The organism is Streptomyces venetus, from assembly GCF_039540295.1.
Classification (GTDB): domain Bacteria; phylum Actinomycetota; class Actinomycetes; order Streptomycetales; family Streptomycetaceae; genus Streptomyces; species Streptomyces venetus.
On sequence record NZ_BAABET010000025.1, the window covers coordinates 1 to 18,431 of the forward strand.

Below are 18,431 nucleotides of genomic sequence, written 5' to 3' on the forward strand. Positions count from 1 at the left end.
GGTCATGCCTGCTCCGCGGGGTGGGGGGGTGGGCTGTGTGGCGCCACGATCATGGAATCGAACATATGAACGATCCAGAGTCGTCGCGCCCCGCGCTGCTCCGTTTCCTGGAGCGCGTGCAGGAGCGCGACCTGGCCTGCACCCGCAGGTGGATCGCCGAGGAACAGCGCTGCGAGACCGAGCGGCTGCGCGGCGGAGAGCGTCGGCCGGCTGCCCCCGACTGGCTGCTGGAGCAGGGCCTCAGCCGGGACGCGGCGCTGCGTATGCCCGCCGACGGGGTAGAGGCCTGCGGGGGCGTGCTGGCCGGACAGCGCGCTCGGGTTCCTTGACTAGTAGGACTCCGTTGCGTCGTTGCGGATCTTGCTGCCTGGCGTCTGATTCGGGATGGGGAACGGTGGTGCCTGAGGCCAGGGAGGAGGACCTTCACCCCTGTGCCGGGTGCCGCCGCGAACGTAGGGGGCTACGGTTGACCTGGAGTGTTATTCCGCTGTGGGAAGGCGGCGTGCCAGTGGACGAGCGTCGGCACGGCCCCCGGCCCCCCCGCCGTATTCCTGAGGATCGCTCGGAAGGGTTCGGCGAGCGGCTGCTCGGGCAGTTGCTGGACCGGTCTCACGAGCTGCCGCCGCAGCTCATTGCTCCACTGGTGGCGGAAGAGGTTGCCAGGATCGGGGGCCGCGACGTTTCGATCCACTTTCAGGACTACGCGCTGATCACGCTGGTGCCGCTGCCGGGCCGGGGCCTCAAGGTGGGGGACCCCGTTGCCCTGGACGGCTCACCGGAGGGATACGCATTCCTCGGCAGGCGCATGGTGGAGGAGTCGCAGGCCGACGGGGTGCGCGTTTATGTGCCGCTGGTGGACGGTGCTGACGAGGTCGGTGTGCTGTCACTCACTCTGGAGGCCTTGGAGGAGGACGACCGTCGGCTCCTGAGGCGACTCGCGGCCCTGATCGCGGAGATGGTGATCTCCAAGACCCGCTACACGGACCAGTTCTTCATGGCACGACGCCGAGACCGGCCGCTGAGCCTGGCCGCGGAGATCCAGTACGCGCATCTTCCTCCGTTGGCGATGCACACGCCGCAGGTGTCTCTCGCGGCTGCTCTGGAGCCGGCGTACGAGGTGGCGGGGGACAGCCTGGACTACGCGCTGAACGACGGCATCCTGCACTTGGCGATCATCGACGCGATGGGGCACGGTCTGGAAGCCGCGCTGCTGGCGACCCTCGCTCTGGGAGCCCATCGCCGCGGCCGACGTATGGATGTCGGGCTCATGGAGCTGTACGAATTGATGGACCAGAGCATCGACGGCACGTTCGGGCTCGAACAGTTCGTGACCGCTCAGATGATGCGCCTGAACGTCTCCACGGGTTACCTTCAGTGGGTCAACGCCGGTCATCCGGAGCCGCTGCTGATCAGAGGGCACCGCGTCATTGAGCGGCTGGAGACTGCGGACAGGCTGCCCATGGGCTTCGGTCTCCCCGCTCCTCAGATCGCCACGGCTCAGCTTCTGCCGGGGGACCGGGTGTTGTTCTTCACCGACGGCGTTATCGAGGAACGAGGTCCCGCCGGGCAGGAGTTCCACGAATCCCGCTTGATCGAGGCCATCCAGTACGTCGGACCTTCCAGCAAGGGCGTTATTCAAACCGTCCGCAGGCTCGCCGCCACCCTGGAACGCGTCCGGGGCGGCGTGAGCAGCGACGACGCCACCTTGTTCCTCATCGAATGGCACGGCGGCACAGCAGACCACCTCGCCGAGCTCGATACCTAGCTAGTTGGCCGAGGGTTGGGCGACGGCCGCGGCGAGGACCAGCACCTGGGCCAGAAGCAGGAGGACGGCCATCCGGTAGGTCCGAGCGCGTCTGCCCAGCTCAGCGCTGTTGCTTCCCTGAGCCTCGACCATCGCGTCGGTTACGTCGACCTTCACATCCTGCGTGTCGCCGCCCCCCTCCCACCGTTCCAGGATGATGCGGGCCGACGGGCAATGCAGCCACCGGCGTGTCGGCAGCAGAACGATGTGCCAGGGCATCATCCACGAGGCTGACGCCGCCCCGCCGTATCGCCCGCTTCGACACCGCTCGCGACCCCCGGCGGCGCCCTGGCCTTCGCCAGTCTCCTGGTCCTGGCCGACTGGGAAGAAGGCGCCCAGTTCTGGCTACGCCGCCGGCGGCGGCCAGGCGACCGGCGCCATCTGCCTCTACCTCATGCATCTGCGCCGGGGTGAATGGCGGGATGCGAAGTACTGGGCCGGGCAGCTCGATGCCCTGGAACGCGAACCTTGCCAGTACGCGCCCGTCGGCTGACTGCCCCGGAAACGGGCGAAGGCCGCTCCGGGCGGGCGGCCGACGGGTCGGCCGCCCAGGCTCGTGGAGCCGGGACTTCCTACGCCGTCCCTTCTAGGGCCGTGTGAGCACAGAGGGCGCGCCAGAGGGCCCAGTGGCCCGCGCGGTCGCGCCGGAGCCTGACGAGGACGACGGTGGGCAGGACTGACCCGAACCCGCGGCCGACGGCAGGTACCTTCCCTGTGCGGCAACGCTCTGTCTGGACCGACGGCCAAGTGACTTCCAGGCGCCGCCCTGGGAAAAAATGATCTTGGTGGTGCTATGTGGGGGTGCCACACGTTTCCAGGTCCACTACTCGCACGGCCGGGTCGGACAGCAGGGCACTGTCGCCTACCTTGCTGGGGGCTGGCATCGCAGCTGATGAAGCGCTGAGCTGGCCGGAGACTGAACGGGTCCAACCCCTGCCTTTTGCGTCGGCCACATCAAGCCGCGCGATGCTATACGGCCCGCGGAAGGGCTCGTCAGTTAGCGGAGATTGAAAGAAGTCATCGAGCACCTCGTTCGGGATCTCGATGCGATTGCAGGGCGGGAGCATTCCCACCCAGTACATGAAGCCAGGACTGTCACTGGGGCTGGTCTTGGATCGTGCCGCAGCCCACACGGCGGCTGGATCGAGAGATCGGTTCGCGATGACCGTCGTGTCCTTCTCGACCCAGAAGTTGATCAATGCGGCCTGTTTGCGATCATCCGCAACCTGCTGCTCCTTGGATTGCGCGAGCTGATCGTCGGCTACCTGAGCCGCCTTCCACGTGCCCCAGGCCGTGAATGCCAGACTCACCGCGCCCACAACAGCGGCCAGGACCGCCGTGTGTCTGGCCCAGTCGACTCGTGCGTACCAGTGGGAGAGGCGGCGGATCGAGCTTGAGAACCACCGTTCGTTACGCGGTAACCGCGCTCGCCTGGAAGACTTTCGCTGGGTGACAGGCCGACGGATTGAGGAAGCCTGACGGCTGACTTGGTGTCGTACGCGTAGCCGTGGCTGCCGGGGCCTTGGGGTTGGCATTCCACCTCACAGATCTTGGTTTCGCGATGGTACAGACGCCCGACGGGGATTGGTGGTTCTCTCGGCGCGACCTTAAGCCCGCCACGCCCGCCATCCTCCGACCGTGACCAAAGTCTGATGAGCGAGCTCACCCTGGCGGACGCGGATCCAGTCTCTGCGATCATCGCGTGGCTGCAGGAGTACCCGGAGGTCGCCGACGCGCTCGGCGCCCCCGGCCGTGTGTCCGGAATCCAAGAGGCGCCCTGGCCTCACCTGCGCCTCGATCACGGCCCCGGCGGAGACCTGCGGGAGCTGAACTGGGCCCTCGCGCCGGAGGTGACGCTCGAGGCGTACGGCGACCCGTAGTGCGCACCGAGGGACAGGGCAATGCCTCTGCGGCCAAACAGCCTCGTAGGGACGGGACTTGGCGGCGGCGCTCAGACCGCCCCGGGTATCACGAGCCCCGACTCGTACGCCACTATCACCAGCTGCGCCCGGTCACGTGCCCCCAACTTGCCCATGATCCGGCTGACATGGGTCTTCGCGGTGAGCGGGCTGAGCCCCAGCGCTTCGGCGATCTCGGTGTTGTTGAACCCGCGCGCGACCAGGGTGAGCACCTGCCGCTCCCGCTCGGACAGTCCGTCCGGGCCGCCCACCGCTGACATCAACGTGTCGGGTGCGCGCAGGAAACGGGCGATGAGCCGTGAGGTGGGTCCTGGCGAGAGCAGGGAGTCCCCGGCGGCCACGGTCCGGATGGCGTCGAGGAGTTCGGCCGGCCGGATGTCCTTCACCAGGAAGCCGGACGCCCCGGCCCGCAGCGCATCGACGATGTGCTCGTCGGTGTCGTACGTCGTCAGGACGAGCACCTTCACGCCCGCCAAGTCCTCGTCGGCGGCGATGAGCCGGGTCGCCTCGATGCCGTCCAGGTCGGGCATGCGGATGTCCATCACGACGAGGTCGGCCCTCGCGGAACGGGCGAGGTCCACGGCCTGCCGCCCGGTGCCCGCCTCGGCGACGACCTCCATGTCCCCGGCGGACGCGACGAGCATCGCGAACGAGGCCCGTACGAGGGTCTGGTCGTCGGCGAGCAGTACGCGGATCGGCATCGGGGCCGTCACGAGGGTTCCTCCCGGGGCAGCGGCAGCTCGGCGGTCACTTCGAAGCCCACGGTGGGACCCGGTCCGGCGTCCAGTGTGCCGCCCACGCTACGGGCCCGCTCACGCATCCCGACGAGCCCGAACCCCGGCGCGCCGCCGACGGCTCCCTGTCCGTGCCCCACCCCGTTGCGCACCGCGCTACTCACCCCGTGGCCCGTCCCCTGCCCCGCCCCGTCGTCGGCGACGGTCACCCGCAGGGTCCCCTCCGCCGCCCGCAGTCCCACCCGGACGGTCAGGTCGTCTCGGCCCCCGTGGCGTACGGCATTGGTGAGCGCCTCCTGCACGATCCGGTAGGCGGCGGCGCCCACCGAGGGCGGTACGCCGTCCGCGTGGACGGACAGTTCGACCTTGGCCCCGGCCACCCTGGCCGCCTCCGCGAGCGCGCCCAGCCCGTCGAGCCCGGGCAGCGGCCCGCGCCCGTCCGGAGAGCCGAGCCCGGGACCGGAACTCGATCCGGAGCCGGGTTCGGCCACCCACTCCCGTTCACCTCCGACACTCACGCTCATCTCGTTCGCCCGCAGCACCTCCAGCGTCGTACGCAACTCGCCCCGGGCCGTCCGGCAGGTCTCCGCGATGTCGTCGAGCGCCTGGGCGACCGCCTTGCGGTCTAGCCGGTCCGGATCCGCGGTGAGGACGTGGGCCGCCACGGACGTCTGCACACCGATCAGGGTGATGCTGTGCGCGAGCAGGTCGTGCAGGTCGCGGGCGATCCGGAGCCGCTCCTCGACGACCCGGCGCCGCGCCTCCTCCTCGCGGGTCCGTTCGGCCCGTTCGGCCCGCTCGACGATGGAGGCAACGTACTGGCGGTAGAAGCGGGCGTCGACGCCGAAGAACAGGACCGCGATGACCCAGCCGGAGATCCGCAGGAGCTCCAGTGCCCCATCGGGGTTGGTGAAGCTGTTGATGATCAGCGTCGGGCCGAGGACGACGACAGCGGTGAGCAGCGAGCGGCGTACCGTGCCGGTCGCCGCGACCGTGTAGAGCGCCAGGAGGGTCGCGGGGATCGGTACGGCGTGGTTGTAGTCGAGGGCGTGGTACGGGGTGACGCAGGCCGCCACCGCGAGCAGCACGAGCAGCGGACGGCTGCGCCGCCATACGAGCGGCACATGGGCGCCGGCCAGCAGGGCCCAGCCGGGCGGACCGAGCGGGAGTCCGTCGTCGAGGAGCAACGCGAAGATGACGGCCAGCACGGCGACACCGACGGCGAGGAACGCGTCGTTGCGGGTGCGATGCGGCGCGGTGAGCGGGTCTCGGTTGACGACCGCCATGACGCGCTCGATCCGGCGGGGCCGCGCGTTACCCCGTACGACGGTGGTTGTCATGTCCCCTGCGGCTGAGGTCGCTCCCCGATCTTGCACGACTCCATCTTCCGTCATGGGGGCGCCCCTCCGGCAGAAGGCAGGAGAGGCGCCCGGTCGGCTGTGGTGAGCCTGGCAGGTCAGGGCGCGCCGACCTGTTCCGGCTGCCGCGGCGGCTCTGTCGGTTCGGACGGCCCGGCGCCGGGCGCGGGTTCGCGGGAGAGGCCGCCCGGCCACCACATCTTCCGGCGCAGGGCGACGCTGGCACTGGTCACCAGGTATGTCCGTACGAGGAAGGTGTCGAGGAGTACGCCGACGGCGATCACGAAGCCGAGTTCGACGAGTTGCACGAGCCCCATGTTCATCAGCACGGCGAAGGTCGCGGCGAGGACCAGGCCGGCGGAGGCGATGACGGCGCCTGTGCTCCGCAGAGCGGTGAGCGCGGCGGCGGCCGGTTCCGCGCCGGCCAGGGACTCCTCCCGCATCCGGTGCATGAGGAAGATGCCGTAGTCGACGCCGAGGGCGACGAGGAACACGAAGGACAGCAACCCGAGCCCGGGATCGGTTCCCTTGATGCCGAGGACCGGCCCGAAGACCAGCCCGCCGATCCCGAGGGCCGCGCCCCAGACCGCGACCACGGCGGTCACCAGGATGAGCGACGCGACGAGACTGCGCAGCAGGACGAACAGGATGAGCAGCACCGAGACGAGGACCAGGGGTACGACGATCTTCGTGTCCCGGCTGTTGGTGTCCTCCAGGTCGATCTGCTCGGCGCTGTCCCCGCCGACGTACGAGCCCTTCAGTTCGCTGCGCAGGGACTTGATGGTGGCGGTCTCTCCCGCCGACTGGGGTGTGTCCTTCGCGATGACGGAGATCTCGGCCCAGCCGTCTCCGGTACGGCTCTTCTCGGCGCTCTCGACTCCCCGGGTGTCCCGGATCGCGGCGAGGGTCCGGTCGACGCGGTCCGCCGGGGTGATCACGTCGATGGGCTGGGTGCCGCGCTCGGGGTATGCCCGGGCGAGGGTCTCCATGGCGGTGACGGCCTCCGGCTTGGTGACGAAGGAGTCCTCCTGCTTGACCGGTCCCGGCAGGTTGAGCGTGCCGAAGGCGAGTGCGCCGAGCAGGACGGCTCCGGTCGCGAGCACGGTCAGCGGCCTGCGTCCGGCGGAGTCGCCCATCGCGGCGAAGAGGCTCCGCCGCTGTTTGGGTTCGCTGCCGTAGGCCGGTACGAGCGGCCAGAAGACCCGCCGCCCGAGCAGTACGAGGATGGCGGGGAGCAGTGTCAGCATCGCGATCAGCGCGCACAGCACACCGACCGTGCCGAGCGGGCCCATGCCACGGCTGCTGTTGAGATCGGCGGCGAGCAGGCACAGCAGGCCGGCGGCGACGGTGCCGGAGGAGGCGAGCACGGCGGGCCCGCAGCCGCGCAGGGCGGCGACCATGGCCTCGTACGGGCGCTCGATGCGCCGCAGTTCCTCCCGGTAGCGGGAGACGAGGAGCAGTGCGTAGTCGGTGCCCGCGCCGAACACGAGGATCGTCATCACGGCGGAGCTCTGGCCCGTGACGGTGGTACCGAAGGCCTGGTTGAGCCCGTACGCGACGCCCATCGACATGAGGTCGGCGATGCCGGCGACTACGAGCGGCACGAGCCAGAGCACCGGGCTGCGGTAGATCAGGATCAGCAGAAGGGCGACGACGGCGACGGTGGTGTAGAGCAGTGGCCCGCCGAGTGAGTCGTAGACCTTCCCGGCGTCGGTGCCGAGCGCTCCGGTGCCGCCCACCTCGACGCTCAGCCCGTCCTGGCCGCGGGCGATGCCCCGGACGTCCTCGACGAGCGCGTCCCGTAGCTTCTCGTCGCTCCCGGGCTCGTTGCTGACGACGGGGTACATGAGGGTCGTACCGTCGTCAGACGGAATCCCCTTGGGCGCCCCGCCGACCAGCTCATGCGCTTCGGCGATCTCCTCGACCTGCCCGGCCGCCACCCGCCGGTCGTCGGCGCTCAGCCCGCCGCCCCGGTGATACACGATCACCATCTCGGTGCTCTCGCCCCCGGGCAGCGCGTCCTGTATCCGGGCCACTTGGGTCGAGTCGGCGCTGGAGGGCAGGTAGTCGGTGGCCCGGTCGTGCTGCACGTCGGCGAGCTTCGCCGCGAACGGGCCGACCAGCGCGAGCACGGCCACCCATAGCCCGAGCAGCGCCCAGGGCACGGCCCGCCTGCGTCCCACGCCCTTGGTGGTTGTCTTCCCGACCGTCATGAGCAGATCTCCCTCGCTACGACGCTTCCGTTTCAGCTGTCAGCCTTCCGGCACGGGGAGGGGTTTACGTCGGACGGGAGGGGGAGCCTGCGGGTACTGCCTGGGGTGGCGGGGGGTGCGGATTACTCCCCCGGGAGTAATGGGAGCCGCGGGTGCGTGTTCGTCTGCGGGTAGGCGGCGGGTTGGAGGCGATGGCGGCGACGGGCCGCATCCAGGTCGATTACCGGGGGCTGCGGGTGGGCGAGTATCCGGCGGCTTGCTACGCGCAAGCGCGGCAGTTGTTCGTGACCGATCCGGACCTTGCTCCGCTGCTCCTCTACGCGGCGGGGCTGAGCGGGCGAAACCCGGAGACGCTCACCGAGGGCAGATGACTGCCGCGCAGGACATCCGACAGCGTGCTCCGCGCCAGTCGGCACCCCCATTCACGCCGTGCTCGCCTTTCAAGCGTTCGCAAGGTGGGGCTGCCCCGGTTGATGCGCAACAGCCGCACAGCCTCGATCAGTGCTGCCGGGGTGCCGATGAGCTGCGGCGCCAGCCCTGGACGCGTGACATGGCTGGCCCCTCTCGCAGGACGGGGCTCGTTCTTGCTGGCTAGGGAGGCTTCGAACCACAACTTCCTGGTCGGCCGCACATCCGCACCGCAGGCCGTCGAGAACCCCGCCACGGTCTCCCATCGGACAGAACTGCGGCCTTGCTCCGCCCGACACAGTGAGGGAGCCGAGCAGCCCGGACGCCCCTCGAGTCTTGCCGCCACTGCGCGCAAGGAGAGGCTGGCCAGCTGTCGCTGCTGCTTCAGGTGAGCCCCCAGCGCAGCGTAGGCGTCCTTCCCTGACTTGCCAGACCGCTGCTTACGCAGCGCCCTTTGCACCAAGGAAGGCGGCATTCGAGGTCCGTCCTCGAACTTCGGCGTCTCCATCAGCGGCCTGACCCCACCCGATCGATGACCACTCTCAAAGAGCTCATTGTGTTCGCACCCGTTGCCGGCGCCCGGCCCGGAACGCAGGAGAGCCGCGTACGGGACCGGTCGGGTCCGTACACGGCTCTGCGGAGTTCGCCTCTGCGTTACTTGAATTCCAGCTCGGTGCCCTTGGGGACGGCCTGGATGTCCAGGTCAACCTTGATGTTCGAGCCGACCACGGCGATGTTGCGCGCCAGCATGGTCTGCCAGTTGATGTCGTAGTCCTCGCGGTGCAGTTCGGTCGTGGCGTGGATGGCGGCGCGGGTCTCGCCCTCCATGCCCACTCGCACGCCGTTGTACTGCGCGTCGAGGGTCACCGTGCGGGTCACCCCGTGGAGGGTGAGACCGCCCGTGATCACCCAGTTCTGGCCGCCGCGGTGCACGAAGCGGTCGCTGTAGAACTCCAAGGTCGGGAAGTTCTCCACATCGAGGAAGTCCCCGGACCGCAGGTGGTTGTCACGCATCTTGACGTTGGTGTCGATCGATGCCGCGTCGATGACGACGTGCATCGCGGTGTGCTCCATGGTGCTGCCGACCCTGATGGCCCCGGCAAAGTTGCCGAAGCCGCCGTAAACGCGGCCGAGACCGATGTGGCGGGCCGTGAAGCCTATTCGGGTGTGCGCGGCCTCGATCTCCCAATCGCCCGGTTCGGGCAGGGGCAGCGTGGGCGCGGCATGCAGGGTGAGGTCGCCGAGCGCAACGGGCGCACCCCCCTCTCGCACGGACGCGCGTCCCAGGTGCGCGGCGAAGCCGTCCGCCGAGACCGACATGCGGTACTCGCCGACGGGGACCACGACGACGCCCCAGCCGTACGGGTCCGTCTTCCCTGCGACGACCTTGCGCCCCTGGGTGTCGTTCAGCGTGTACTGCGCCTGCACCAGGGGCTCACCGACCGGGTCGATGACGCGGAAGCTGAGGAGGCCCGCACTCTGCGGCACCGAGAGGCCGGCGAGCGCGCCTTTCTTCTGGTTCGCGACTTTTCGTCTGCCCAACAAGTGACTGATCAATTTTCGCGTGTCCCTGTACGAACGTTGCTACGAGCGGTGGCGCGCCCCGCTCCTGTCAAAACTGCTGGACGGAAAGGCGATCGGCCGACACCCTGCGCAGCCCGGCCCCAGCATAGACCGGTATGAGCAAGTAACTTCGCACAGGCAATTGAACCCCCACCCGGTGCTTCAGCGGGGTCGGGGCCGCCCGACCCCTGCGACCAGGGCCGACGCCCGGCTGCACGGGCACGCGCGGTCTCGTCGGCACGCCTTTGCTCACACAATCTCCGGTCGATGTTCACTGAGCTCTTTCAGTGGGGCCACTGATCGCGTGACGGGTCGGTGTCCCACAACGCACGAGGCTCCCGCGCCGTTGAGAGAGGTGTTCGACGTCTCAACTCATCAGCGCAGGAGCCTCGTTGGTTCCCTATACAGCCGCACTCGACCTGCCTCACGCCCTCGTCGAGTGGGTAACCATGCTGATCGTCACCCGTGAGGGTGACCGACGCTGCAAGCTCCCGCCTCACCAGCGTGCTTCATCGCCCTGGTCTACCTGCGCCGGCACGACCCGCTTACACAGATCGCCGCCGGGTTCGGTATACCCGTCGGCACCGCCCACGCCTAGGTCACTGCCGTCGTCGACCACCTCGCCCGGCGGGCGCCCGGCCTGCTGCGAGTCCTGAGGGAGACCGATCCCGAGCATGTCCTGCTCGACGGCACGCTCGCCGAGTGCGACCGGGTCGGCGACAGCCGCGCGAGCGGCCACGACGCGGGCGCACTCGTACGAACAAGGCGAACCCCAGGCAGCTGGGCGGGAGGCCGGGCCTACTGGAGCATGCCCCAGATGAGTTCGGTGTCGGCGTCGGTCACACCGGTCGTGGTGACGCCGGACGACGTGCCGGGGAAGCGCAGCGAGCCGTTGATGGCGCCGACGTAGAGGTCGGCCTTGCCGTCGCGGTTGGTGTCGCGGAGGCGGACCGGCTCGCCGAAGCAGTCGTTCCATGTGACGTCGCCGGGGACACCGGAGGTGTTGCGGGCGAGCCACTGGGAGTTGGTGCCGGTGATCCCGCTCGCGCTGCCGCGCAGGACGTGGACGCCGCCCTCGGTCGTCTCCTGGCTGATCTTCTCTCCGTAGACGCCGATCGCGAGGTCCTTGTAGCCGTCGCCGTTGATGTCGGCGGCCGAGACGGAGGAGCCGAACAGGTCGCCGGACTCTGGGGTGCCGGCGACGTTGGTGGTGGCCTGCGTGATACGGACGGCGGTAGCGGGGCCGGTGGAGGAGCCGTACCAGATGGACACCCGGCCCTGGTAGTTGTTGTACATCTGGCTGCCCGCCGCGAGGTCCCCGTAGCCGTCCTTGTCGAAGTCGGCGATCACCGCCTCGCTGGGGTCGCCGTAGTCCGTGACGAGGCGCAGGGTCTTGCCCGCGCTGAGCGTGGAGCCGCCCTTGATGAACCACGCGTCCGTGCCGAAGTTGTCGGGCTCGTCGGTGATTCCGATGATCACCAGATCGGTCTTGGAGTCCCCGTTCATACTGCCCGAGACCAGGGACGTGGGCGCGAATCTCGTCGTCTTGTCGTGGCTGGTGACCGAGCCTGCCACACCGGTGCGCGTGATGCTCCGGTAGACGTAGGCCTTGCTCCCGCTGATCGCGGCCAGGTCCTTCTTGCCGTCCCCGTTGAAGTCCCCGGCGGCGAGGTCGCGGCCGAAGCGGGCGTTCGACACCTTGGCGCCGGCGTTGGGGATCGCGGTGCCACCCGAGAGGCCGGTCGCGCTTCCCCACAGGATGATGACGCCGCCCTCGTCCGTGCGTCCGTCGACGTCCTCGCGCGACACCGACACGGCGAGGTCCCCGTATCCGTCGGCGTTGAAGTCGGCAGGCACCCGGACGTCGCCGAACTGGTCCTCCGTCTCGTCGGCGCCGGGGACACCGGGGCTGTCCTGGGTGATCAACTGGGTCTGGGTGCCGGGTCCGGAGGCGGTACCGAAGGTGATCCGGACGCCGCCGCCCTTGCTGTACTGCTCGTAGGTGTAGCTGGCGTAGTCGCGGTAGCCGTCGCCGTTGAAGTCGTCCGCGTACCTGGCCGCCGCCGCGCTGGCGGGAGGTGCCGTGAGGATGGGGGCGAGGGACGCCACAAGGAGTGCCGCGCAGGCTGCGGGGCGAATGTGCATGAACTGTCTCCTGATGATTCTGGGCGACCGCTCCTGTGCCGACTGATTTCTCAGGGACCACAGAGACAGGAGCGGTTGATGATCAGGAGACAATCGGATGGTGGAAAAGGTTGCAGGCGGATAGCTACGCAGGTCAGGGATCGGTCCGAACGCCCCCAGCGGCAGGTGCGGCTCGATCAACTCCACTCGGCATCGGTCAGATCACCATGAGTCCCGCGACCGGTCCACCGCAGCCAGCACCCTCCTGGAGCGGGAATGACCGATCCCGTGATCGCAACTCAGAACACTCCCTAGTACTCCAGCCGTAGATCGTGATCTTGTTGCTGGAGTGCGGTGGAGAGGGGGGCAGCGGTCAGTCGTCGACGAGATCGAGCTGGGCAGCACAGACGTCCGCTACTCGAGTCCTTCGAGACGGCGGGCATCTTTGATCTCGCTGATCCTGGCAGCCGTCATCGGGGTCCACTCCCTCCTCTCTCCAGCGGCACGGAGGGCTTCTCCAACCTCGATGAGCTTCACGGAGGACAACACGCCCGCCCGCTCGATCAGGTCGTCCCGGGCCACGGTGGTCAGCCATGTGCACGGAGTAAAGCCTGGACGCGGCAACGCGAACCGCAGCACGCCTTCGAAGGGCAGTCCTTCCGGGGCTCCTACGGCCACTTCAACGCCCAGGCCGCTGATGTCGACGCCCGCTGGCGCAACGACCTGCATCGCCTGAAATCCGGATGACTCCTCGTCCGAGAGCAGCACGACCGGGCGTCGCTCATCGAAGTCGACCCACCAGACTTCACCGCGTTGCATGTGTCCTCCTGGCACGAGACGGCGGGCGAACGCTGCGTGCCCCGTGCGGGACACGGAAGGGATGCGGCCCCGTCTTCGCACGTCGTGACCGAGGGGCGGTGAAGACGGGCGTGGCCACCGTTGATCATCGGTGTGTGAAGACTGAAGATCATGCGGTGGCCGCGAGTCACAGCGTAGACCCTGCCCACTGGCAGGAGGCGTTCGAGGTCCTGATGTCCCGGATACCGGGGCCGGTTCGCGTGGCTTGAACCCCGGCTTCGTGTGCGGGACTTGATGCTGGGGCTGCTGTCGGACCTGCCGCGCGAGAACTGCTGGAGCATCGCCGAGTGGGCCGGGCAGGCCAGTCCGCATGGAATGTGAGTGCAGCCGCAGGCGTCCTCAACCTTGTCTGGCTCTGCGTCTGGCTTGAGAAGTCATCCGCTTACCGCTCAATAGGCTTGATCAGTCGAAGAGGGTTCGTTTCCAGGTGAGATCCACCTGGCGCAGGCGCAGGGAAGGCCCTGCCCGAGTCCGTGCTGCTGGCGGAGCGGGGGTCCTCGGAGAGCTGGCCTGGTGGTGCGACGCGTATGCGGTTCGCATCAGGCAGAATCAGTTCCGTGGCCGATGGACTGCGTCGTGCCGCGCAAAGTTCAGGGGCGGGTGGGGCCGGTGGCCGCCGGCCCCTCACTGTATGTGAGTGCCAGGACGCGAGGGACACGGAAGAACGATGCGGGGCGACTCCATGGACATGCTCCCGGCCGAGCTGGGTGTGTGTGCGGATCAGATGCGAACGGCTCGAACCCCGAGAGGGGGTGTACTCCTCGGTTTTCGGTGCGAGCCTGGGGCGTGTCTCGACGTGTGGAGGCGCGCTCGTGAGCGATACGAGACCACAGGGTTGTGGCCCGTCATCACCCACACTTCTCCGACCGAATGGGAATGGGCGGACGTACCCGGCGATAGCCACGACGAGAAGCTCAGCCAGTCGATCATCGGCAGGCTGACGGAGCTGCTGGCGAAGGAACTCCTCACGGAGGCCGAGTGGTTCAAACCGTCCCAAGGAGACCCGAGCCCTGTCCACGACCTCGAAGACCTGGCCCGGCGACTCACAGATGTCATTCCGGCGGCCGGAACGCGAGCACCTAGGTCTGCGGAATCACTGCTTGCCACCTTCTTCGTAGAGCCCCCCGAGTGGATCTGTCTCGTCCCCACCGAGGACCCGCCGGGCCTCCCGGAGCTCCTGGACGCACCGGACACGCCGAACCACACGCCGTTCCCCGGCAGGGAAGCCCTCTCCTACCGGGACCACGCGAACGTCCTTCGGGAGTGGCACGACCGGTACGGTGCGGAGATCTGCTACCTCGACACCCACGAGGTGCTGCTGTCGGTCGAGCACCCCCCGGCGGCCCCGTCCGAGGCGGCGCGGGTCGCGATCGAGCACTACGCCTACTGCCCCGACCTTGACCAGGTCATCGGCGGACTGCCCGAGGTCGCCTTGCAGGTCCCGACACGGACCTGGTTCTTCTGGTGGGACTGAGCAGTCACCGTTACCGCTGGGCAGGCTTGATCAGTCGAACGGGGTTCCTGTTCGGGTGTCTCCCGGTGGTCGGCGCATGACAACAGACACCTCCTGGTGCTGCTCGGCTGGGATCCCAACCGAGCAGCACCAGGAGGTGTCTGTTGTCGCAGTCCACGCGAGGCGCTGCCAGCGGCGGCAGCCGCCCTCAAGCCGGGCGGCAGGCTGGTGTACTCCACTCTCGCCCACTACCTGAACGGGGCGCCCGCCCAGCCCGATGCAGTAGCTGCCGACATCCCGGCAAAGACACCAGACGGCGAAGCCACCACGATGCGCCGCTGGGTCCTCCAGGACCATGTGTGGACCAAACTGCTCGACGAGGCCGGATTCACCAACATCACAGTGGACGTGCTGCCCGCCACCGTCGGGCCGCGCAGTTCTGGGCCACCTGGGCCATCGGCAACAGCGCAGGCGGCGACCGCCACCGCTACGTCAAGACCCACTTCAGCAAGAACACCTGGGTCGAACTCGGTGTCTACCGCTTCACCGGCACGCCACGGGTGGAGCTGACGAACACCACCGACGACGGCACCGCGGACGAAGACATCGCCTGGGACGCCATCGCATTCCAGCCACTGTCGGGCAAACCGAAGCACATGGTCGTCGCCATGGGCGACTCCTACACCTCCGGTGAGGGGGCCGGAGCCTATTCGCCCGAGTCCGACCGGGACCACGGAAAGAGCAGTTGGAACGCGTGCCGGCGCAGCCCGAACGCGTGGCCCCGCAAGGTGACTCTCCCGGGCCAGACGAAAAGCGTCGGTGCGCTCGCGGACAGCTTCGACCCGGCGCTGGGCTTCCAGTTCACCGCCTGCTCCGGAGCTAAGACGTACCAGATGACCCAGGGAAATCCCAACGCCTGGGGCTCCGACGGGAACTTCCACGAGAAGACCCAAATCGACTCGGGGGTCCTCAGCGCGGACACCACTCTGGTCATGCTGACCATCGGTGGAAATGACGCGCGATTCGACAATAAGATCCAGACGTGTGTCATGGAAGGGTGCCCGTCGGAGACCTCGATGAAGGCAGACATCGACACTGCTGTAGCCGAGACTCGCACGGTGCTGGAACAGGTCCATGCCCAGGCGCCGAACGCGGCGATCTCGCTGATGGGCTACCCCTTGCTCTTCAGCCGCACTCAGGCGTGCTCGACCTTGGTGAGCGTTGTGGCCGGGCCGAACGGCGACGGCGACTTCCACCACGGCGACAAGAACACCCAGCTCTGCTGGTAGTTCACGGGAGACACTTGCCTCAGCCGGGAGAGCTACCACCCGAACCAGACAGGGACCAGCGCCTACGCGCAGGCATTCATGACGGCCGGCCCGATGGCAGCCGTCACACGAAAGGACTAGTGAGGACGAGCATGTCTGATCACGGCACCGTGGCGCGGCAGCACCGCGTCACGGTGCCGGCCCCCGGATGCCTCATTGCCCTTCTGGCGCCTATCGTCGCCGTGCTGATCGCGGCACTGGTGCTCATAGTCATGCACCACCGCCAGCAGCGTGCGAATGAACGAAACGAGTCAGAAGCTCTGAACAGGACCGCAGCCCTAGCCCGGTCGTACGCGCGTGACGTGCTGGCGGCCCCGAACGGCTTTCCCGACCGGGAAGCCGTGCGCGGCATCGCCGAGCGGCACGACGGCAGGCTCATCTCCTACGCACGGTCGGAGCGTTCGCTGACCACCACCGTCCGCTTCTTCGGAGAGTACAAGGACACCAGCATGTTCGGCGTGTCGTACTTCCGGACCCACCGCTGCTATTCCATCGTGCTCCGGAAAGAGGCCGAATAGGCGCGCTGACGATGGGGGAGGAATGGGAGTCACGGCGACGACGGTCCGCGCGGTGAACGGGTTGACCGCGCGGTGGGCGGGTGCGTCGGAGGACTGCACGGCATTCTCGGCGGCGGGAGTGTGGCCGCTGCTGGCCCACTTGGCCGACGGGGCTGGGGGCGCGGCACGGGCCGAGCTGGCGGAGGCTCTCGGGCTCCCCGCCAGGCAGGCTACGGACGCCGCACGCGAGTTGCTCGTCGCGATGGGCGCCATGCGGGGACTGGATACAGCTCTGGGGCTGTGGACGAAGCGCACGCTGGAGCTGAAACAGGAGTGGGAGGCGGGCCTGTCGGCCGACGCCCGCGGGGTACTCACCGGGGACCCTGCGGCCGATCACCGTGCGCTGGACGCCTGGACGGCGAAGCAGACCGGCGGGCTCATCGACCGCATGCCGGTCACGCTGGCCGAGGACACGCAGATGGTGCTGGCGAGCGCGCTGACCATGCGCACGCAGTGGCTGAGGCCCTTCCAAGAGGTGGAATTGGAGACGGCCCACGAGCCCTGGGCCACCAAGCCGCGGCTGGGCTTGCGCCGCTCCAGTGCGCTGCTGGACCGGGTCGGGGTGGCGGACACACCCGGCGGATACGTCACCGAGCTGAAGGTGCTGGGGAACAACGCCCTGGACGTGCACCTGCTGCTCGGCGAGAGGGACATGAAGCCGGGGCAAGTGCTGGGGGCCGGGGTCGACATCCTCGCCGGCCGGTACGCGGTCGTGCCGGGGCCACGGCTGCCGTATGGGAAGGTGGGCCCCGGCCTGCGGGTGGAGAAGGTGCGCTGCACGCGGCCCGTACCGCCGTCGCTTGAGGTGACGACCGCGGCGTACCACATGAACGCGAGCCACGATCTGCTGAAGCTGCACCGGTTGTTCGGGCTCACGACCGTACGGGACATCTCGCGCGGGCACTTCCCCGGCATCAGCGACTTCCCGCTCGCCATCGGTTCGGCCGAGCAGAACACCATGGCGAAGTTCGGCGCGCTGGGTTTCGAGGCCGCTGCGGTGACAGCGTTCGGTGTAGTCGCCGGGGGCCTACCCGACCTCCGCTACGTCACCACCAGGATCAGCGCCGCCTTCGACCGTCCCTTCGGCTTCCTCGCCCTCCATCGCCACACGCGGCTCGTGCTGACAGCGGGCTGGGTCACAGATCCGTTGCCGTTGCCCGAGTATGACTGGGAAGACGAGCGGTGAACGGGACGTCAACGCACCGGCCGCGCGGTCAAACAGACCGACAGCACGCTGAGCCGGACTCCATGCGAGGCACGGTCCCCTCCTCCGCTCTGCCGGCGGACGGACTCTCTCGTCGTCGGTGAAAGCCTGCCCACGCGACTGAGGACGGCTTCCTCTCCGAGCTCCTTCTGGCCGAATGCGATGACCGGGCCCGCCGCCGGTCCGAGCGGCGCATCAAGGCCGCCGGCTTTCCCCGCGGCAAGTCGCTGCGCAAGTTCGACCTCGACGCCAACCCAACATCAACGCGGCCATGGTCTACACCCTCGCCAAATGCGAATGGATCAGGAAGGGACTGCCACTCTGCCTCATCGGCGACTCCGGCACGGGCAAGTCGCGCCTGCTGATGGCGCTCGGCACCGAGGCGGCGATGGCTGGCCACCGAGGTGGAACCGCTCGCTGTCCACGTCACTCACTGTCCCAGCCGCCCTCGTGGGTGGAGGTGCACAGCCGCAGCCGCGTGTCGGCCGCGACCTCGCGCAGTTCCTCGAGGAACTGCGCCGGCCGCACGCGCAGCGTCGGGTGTGTCGCGAGGATGCACTCCTGGCACCGGTCCAGCCAGCGGGGCCCGTGCTCCGGATCGTGGAGCACGCCGCTGGTGCGGGACGGCTGGCCGCAGGCTGAGCAGGGCGGCTCCTGCTGCCCCCGCTTCGCCCGGGTCTGGGCGAAGCGGGGCGCGGCCGGGGCAGGGGAGAGGGAGGCCGGTTCAACGCCGAGCCTGCGGGCGGGCTCCTCGTGGTTCATGCCTGCTCCGCGGGTGTTCTGCCACGGAACCTTGACCGTTTGCCGCTGAGGTTTGACCGATGGGCCGCGTGTGGAGGGTGTAGCCATGGACAATGAAGTGCCGCTGTTCGGCGGGCGCATCACCACGGGCGTGGTCAGGGTCGGGA

General features: G+C 68.5%; 18 protein-coding genes and 2 pseudogenes. 10 read left to right on the forward strand and 10 right to left on the reverse strand.

The features are described from left to right. The first annotated feature begins 65 nt into the window (after positions 1-65). Both ABEA82_RS38445 and ABEA82_RS38450 read left to right on the forward strand, forming a co-directional pair. Positions 66-329, forward strand: coding sequence for a hypothetical protein (locus ABEA82_RS38445; RefSeq protein ID WP_345666406.1), 264 nt, complete (start codon positions 66-68; stop codon positions 327-329). A gap of 173 nt (positions 330-502) precedes the next feature. Continuing rightward, on the forward strand, positions 503-1,765 hold the full coding sequence (locus ABEA82_RS38450) for a PP2C family protein-serine/threonine phosphatase (protein ID WP_345666407.1): 1,263 nt from the start codon (positions 503-505) through the stop codon (positions 1,763-1,765). Here the strand turns inward: ABEA82_RS38450 and ABEA82_RS38455 are convergent, their stop codons facing one another. Then, the gene (locus tag ABEA82_RS38455) at positions 1,766-1,921 is read right to left on the reverse strand and encodes a hypothetical protein (RefSeq protein ID WP_345666408.1); all 156 of its coding nucleotides are present in this window, start codon (positions 1,919-1,921) and stop codon (positions 1,766-1,768) included. 674 nt (positions 1,922-2,595) lie between these two features. Beyond that, positions 2,596-3,114 carry a hypothetical protein gene (locus ABEA82_RS38460; RefSeq protein WP_345666409.1) on the reverse strand — a complete coding sequence of 173 codons (519 nt, stop codon included), beginning with the start codon at positions 3,112-3,114 and terminating at the stop codon, positions 2,596-2,598. 342 nt (positions 3,115-3,456) lie between these two features. Between ABEA82_RS38460 and ABEA82_RS38465 the strand changes: the two genes are divergently transcribed. Beyond that, entirely contained in the window at positions 3,457-3,684 is a 228-nt protein-coding gene (locus ABEA82_RS38465) for a hypothetical protein (protein WP_345666410.1), read from the forward strand. Between the two features lie 71 nt (positions 3,685-3,755). Here the strand turns inward: ABEA82_RS38465 and ABEA82_RS38470 are convergent, their stop codons facing one another. The 3 genes from ABEA82_RS38470 to ABEA82_RS38480 form a co-directional block, all read right to left on the reverse strand. Next, complete coding sequence (locus tag ABEA82_RS38470; protein ID WP_345666422.1) at positions 3,756-4,424, reverse strand: response regulator; 669 nt, start codon at positions 4,422-4,424, stop codon at positions 3,756-3,758. Positions 4,425-4,432: 8 nt separating this feature from the next. Further along, complete coding sequence (locus tag ABEA82_RS38475) at positions 4,433-5,797, reverse strand: sensor histidine kinase (RefSeq protein ID WP_345666411.1); 1,365 nt, start codon at positions 5,795-5,797, stop codon at positions 4,433-4,435. 116 nt (positions 5,798-5,913) lie between these two features. Then, entirely contained in the window at positions 5,914-8,028 is a 2,115-nt protein-coding gene (locus ABEA82_RS38480) for an MMPL family transporter (RefSeq protein WP_345666412.1), read from the reverse strand. A gap of 152 nt (positions 8,029-8,180) precedes the next feature. Between ABEA82_RS38480 and ABEA82_RS38485 the strand changes: the two genes are divergently transcribed. Continuing rightward, on the forward strand, positions 8,181-8,399 hold the full coding sequence (locus ABEA82_RS38485) for a hypothetical protein (protein ID WP_345666413.1): 219 nt from the start codon (positions 8,181-8,183) through the stop codon (positions 8,397-8,399). Here the strand turns inward: ABEA82_RS38485 and ABEA82_RS38820 are convergent. Next, entirely contained in the window at positions 8,345-8,944 is a 600-nt protein-coding gene (locus tag ABEA82_RS38820) for a helix-turn-helix domain-containing protein (protein WP_425588600.1), read from the reverse strand. The two genes, ABEA82_RS38485 and ABEA82_RS38820, sit on opposite strands and share 55 nt — an antisense overlap. A 146-nt stretch (positions 8,945-9,090) precedes the next feature. Next, complete coding sequence (locus ABEA82_RS38490) at positions 9,091-9,978, reverse strand: YceI family protein (RefSeq protein ID WP_345666414.1); 888 nt, start codon at positions 9,976-9,978, stop codon at positions 9,091-9,093. A 413-nt stretch (positions 9,979-10,391) separates the two neighbouring features. Here ABEA82_RS38490 and ABEA82_RS38495 point away from each other — a divergent pair. After that, a pseudogene (locus tag ABEA82_RS38495) lies at positions 10,392-10,729 on the forward strand (helix-turn-helix domain-containing protein); the annotation flags it as partial. A gap of 68 nt (positions 10,730-10,797) precedes the next feature. Here the strand turns inward: ABEA82_RS38495 and ABEA82_RS38500 are convergent. Both ABEA82_RS38500 and ABEA82_RS38505 read right to left on the reverse strand, forming a co-directional pair. Further along, positions 10,798-12,144, reverse strand: coding sequence for an FG-GAP and VCBS repeat-containing protein (locus ABEA82_RS38500; protein ID WP_345666415.1), 1,347 nt, complete (start codon positions 12,142-12,144; stop codon positions 10,798-10,800). 393 nt (positions 12,145-12,537) lie between these two features. Beyond that, on the reverse strand, positions 12,538-12,942 hold the full coding sequence (locus ABEA82_RS38505) for a type II toxin-antitoxin system PemK/MazF family toxin (protein WP_345666416.1): 405 nt from the start codon (positions 12,940-12,942) through the stop codon (positions 12,538-12,540). An 874-nt stretch (positions 12,943-13,816) separates the two neighbouring features. On the opposite strand from ABEA82_RS38505, the gene ABEA82_RS38510 reads away from it, so the two are divergent. From ABEA82_RS38510 to ABEA82_RS38535, 5 genes and pseudogenes are all read left to right on the forward strand, one after another. Further along, positions 13,817-14,455 carry a DUF4253 domain-containing protein gene (locus ABEA82_RS38510; RefSeq protein ID WP_345666417.1) on the forward strand — a complete coding sequence of 213 codons (639 nt, stop codon included), beginning with the start codon at positions 13,817-13,819 and terminating at the stop codon, positions 14,453-14,455. Positions 14,456-14,793: 338 nt separating this feature from the next. After that, a complete protein-coding gene (locus ABEA82_RS38520; protein WP_425588601.1) occupies positions 14,794-15,723 on the forward strand; it encodes a GDSL-type esterase/lipase family protein in 930 nt (309 codons plus the stop codon). 131 nt (positions 15,724-15,854) lie between these two features. Continuing rightward, positions 15,855-16,280, forward strand: coding sequence for a hypothetical protein (locus tag ABEA82_RS38525; RefSeq protein ID WP_345666419.1), 426 nt, complete (start codon positions 15,855-15,857; stop codon positions 16,278-16,280). A gap of 22 nt (positions 16,281-16,302) precedes the next feature. Continuing rightward, positions 16,303-17,505: a serpin family protein gene (locus tag ABEA82_RS38530; protein ID WP_345666420.1), complete on the forward strand. Its 1,203-nt coding sequence runs from the start codon at positions 16,303-16,305 to the stop codon at positions 17,503-17,505. A gap of 146 nt (positions 17,506-17,651) precedes the next feature. Continuing rightward, positions 17,652-17,926, forward strand: a pseudogene (locus ABEA82_RS38535) (ATP-binding protein); the annotation flags it as partial. A 23-nt stretch (positions 17,927-17,949) separates the two neighbouring features. Here the strand turns inward: ABEA82_RS38535 and ABEA82_RS38540 are convergent. Next, on the reverse strand, positions 17,950-18,285 hold the full coding sequence (locus tag ABEA82_RS38540) for a hypothetical protein (protein WP_345666421.1): 336 nt from the start codon (positions 18,283-18,285) through the stop codon (positions 17,950-17,952). Between the last annotated feature and the right edge of the window lie 146 nt (positions 18,286-18,431).